The following is a 3,042-nucleotide window of genomic DNA, read 5'->3' on the forward strand; positions in this document are numbered from 1 at the left end:
GTTGATAGGCAGTGGTGGTGCTTCTATCAAATTCTAAAAATTTGAGATAGACTATTAGTATTTTTGTACTTGAGGCAAAGCTAGGTTTCCTTTTCGTTTAAATAATCAACGAAATCTTCTTAATAACATGTGATTTCCAGCAAGGTTAGGCTTTAATTTCTGGCAAGTTTATATGTAATCTTTTTTTTATTAAGAGAGCTATAATATATTTGCTATCCTCTTAAACATTTCCATTATTACAAAGTAAAAAACGTTATTTTTTCTATATAGGCTAAATAGAAAGGGAGGGCGCTTTTTTATAAATTTCTCGATTGTATCATCTTATAACATTCGAGTAACAAAAAATTGTTTGTTACTCGAATTTATTTTGATATGTAAAGAGTTGAAATTTACCTTTGTACAGACGTTCTTTCTAGCGAGATGATATAAATTTCTGTAATATAAGCTTCTATTTTTTAGTTGCAGATAATATCTTATAACGGTGTCTCAAATAACAACAGCCATAAGAAGTGAATTCAATATACGTATATTTAAGTATCCGGAAAAAGTAAAATATAATTTATGTTAAAAGAAGGGTGGTAACTTTAAAAATGGAACATGAAACAAATTTACTGGAGTTAGAGTTAAAAACACTTTTAATTGCAAATATAAATGATCCTGAGACATTATTAAAGCTAGGTGAGATTTACTACTCTAGTGGGCGACTATATTTAGCAGCAAATTATTTATCCTATGTCATGAAAATGACTAACAATATTGATTTATCCAACAAAGCAAATCAATTATTGTTTTTAGCAGAACATGCAATCCAGATTAACAATAATGATAATATGCAGTCTACTTCTGGTTTTTTAGATACACTTTTAATGGAACTTCTTAATTGCTTAAAGAACCATTATTACTATAATATCGATATACAGTTATTTGAACTTATGCATGTTCGTCCCACCATTGATTCAATTGTTGTAAATATCCATAATGAAAAAGAAGAAATTATGAAGCACCTACAAGGACTTGAAGAACTATACTTCAATTTGAGCGACCCCTTTTCCAAAGAGTTATTAATCAAACTCTTGGCATTTCGATTATTAGGAAATCATAAAGTCAAGTTGCCTTTAAATACTCTTGATTATTGGAATCAGAGAAAATCTATTCAAAATCTCATCCATTCTACAGAAACACTTCAAACTAATTATCATAACTGGACGCTACAATTGTTTGAGTTAACTCCCTTAAAGTATAAGTTGCAATTATTTTATGTTCCGATGGGAATTAGTGCGACTTTTTTAGATAAGCAGTATGAATATAATAAAATTTCACCCGCAATAAAAGTAAAAGAAGGAGACATCGTTATTGACGCAGGTGGATGTTTTGGGGATACTGCGCTTTATTTCGCTCATGAAGTAGGAGAAACGGGCCATGTTTATACAATTGAATTTATCCCAAGCAATTTAGAAATTATGTCTAAAAACATCAATTTAAATGAAACACTTCAAAAGCATATTACAATTGTTAAACACCCTCTTTGGAATGATTCAAATACTTTGCTATATTATAAAGATCAAGGTGCTGCAAGTTTTGTTTCATTTTCTGAAGAATCAGGTGTTACAGATAAAGTTAGTACCATCACCATAGATAATATGGTAATAGAACAAAAACTTCATAAATTGGATTTTATTAAAATGGATATTGAAGGTGCTGAAATGAATGCATTAAAAGGCGCTATCCATTCTATAACTACATTCCGCCCTACGCTTGCTATTGCGATTTATCATCAAATCAGTGATTTTGTTAATGTTATGAAATTTATTAATGATTTAAAATTGGGATATCAATTTTATTTAGGCCACTATACTATCTATGCTCAAGAAACAATTTTATTTGCGGTTGCAAGAGAGAAGATGGAAGTGAGTGGTTAAAAATGAAAAATAAATCTCAAAGACGTCTTGCGGTAATTGATACCAAATTCCCTTGGAAGTTAAGTGGATTTCGTTATTGGGAGAATTACCAAATCTATAAAGAACGACCCGATACTCTTTTCTTTGCTACTGAGGTATATACAGATGATTTCCCGACCAAAGTTTATGATTTTCAATTATTCAATAAGATAGCGAAAGAAGAAGGAATTACCGAGATATATTGTGTTTTTTTAAATTTCGTGTTGAGTTTATTAGGTATTTGTTATCTACCTGACGGAACACAAATGCCAGGAGCAAATCCTAAACTTGATATAGCTACTTTTTTAATGGAAAATCATATTGACCTTCACACTACAGTATATCCAGGAGGGGGATTAGATCCTTATACTTCTGTTGAATTTTTAAATATAGTATCTAAACATTGTAAAACAGTATTCTCTAGTGCAAATGAAGTATTAAATACTATCCCAAATAGTATTTATGTTCCAGGAGTGATTAATACAGATTTTTATCATTACAATCAAAAGGTTATTTCTAAGCCAATACAGATAATATTTGTGGCTCACAATGCAGAAAGAAAAGGATTTCCTTTATTAGCGCAAGCGTTTAATAAGCTTGATAATCAATTTCATTTACATATTGTAGGAAACTGGGAAGATAGTTTATATCTATTAACAAACAAGAATTATACTTTTTGGGGCATATTAGATTTCGAAAAACTAAAACACTTATATGAACAATCTCATATATTTATTTGTTGTAGTACAAAAGATAACTTTGCTATTGATGGATTTCCAACTACTGCTGCAGCTGATGCAATGGCGACAGGGTGTATCTTAGTTTCAACGAATCACCGAAACGATGATCGTATACTTAAACATGGTGAAGACTATCTGCAGATAGAAGAAGATAGCAATTCCATATTAAACAACTTATTATGGATTAAGATGAATTTCGAAAAATCATTAGAGATTGGAAAAAGTGGTTCATTTAAAATGGATAAATATTTTAACTATAAAACAAATGTAAATTTCAAGTTATCTCATATATTTTATGTTTAATGACAATAAAGTTGTTGAATTGATAATAAAGTCATTTAAAAAATAATAAAGTTGTTTAAAAA

2 protein-coding genes are annotated in these 3,042 nt (G+C 29.6%); both read left to right on the forward strand.

The features are described from left to right. Window positions 1-590: 590 nt before the first annotated feature. Window positions 591-1,919 (forward strand): FkbM family methyltransferase, encoded by a 1,329-nt coding sequence (locus DN403_RS30690; protein WP_149186122.1) that lies wholly within the window; start codon window positions 591-593, stop codon window positions 1,917-1,919. A 242-nt stretch (window positions 1,920-2,161) separates the two neighbouring features. Further along, a complete protein-coding gene (locus DN403_RS30700; RefSeq protein WP_149186123.1) occupies window positions 2,162-2,980 on the forward strand; it encodes a glycosyltransferase in 819 nt (272 codons plus the stop codon). Window positions 2,981-3,042 lie beyond the last annotated feature (62 nt).

This window comes from Bacillus sp. AY2-1 (assembly GCF_008368965.1).
Taxonomy (GTDB): Bacteria; Bacillota; Bacilli; order Bacillales; family Bacillaceae_G; genus Bacillus_A; species Bacillus_A thuringiensis_S.

Bases quoted from the DNA above. Each gene is read 5' to 3' on its own strand.
- DN403_RS30690 (WP_149186122.1), top strand. From the start codon at position 591: ATGGAACATGAAACAAATTTACTGGAGTTAGAGTTAAAAACACTTTTA.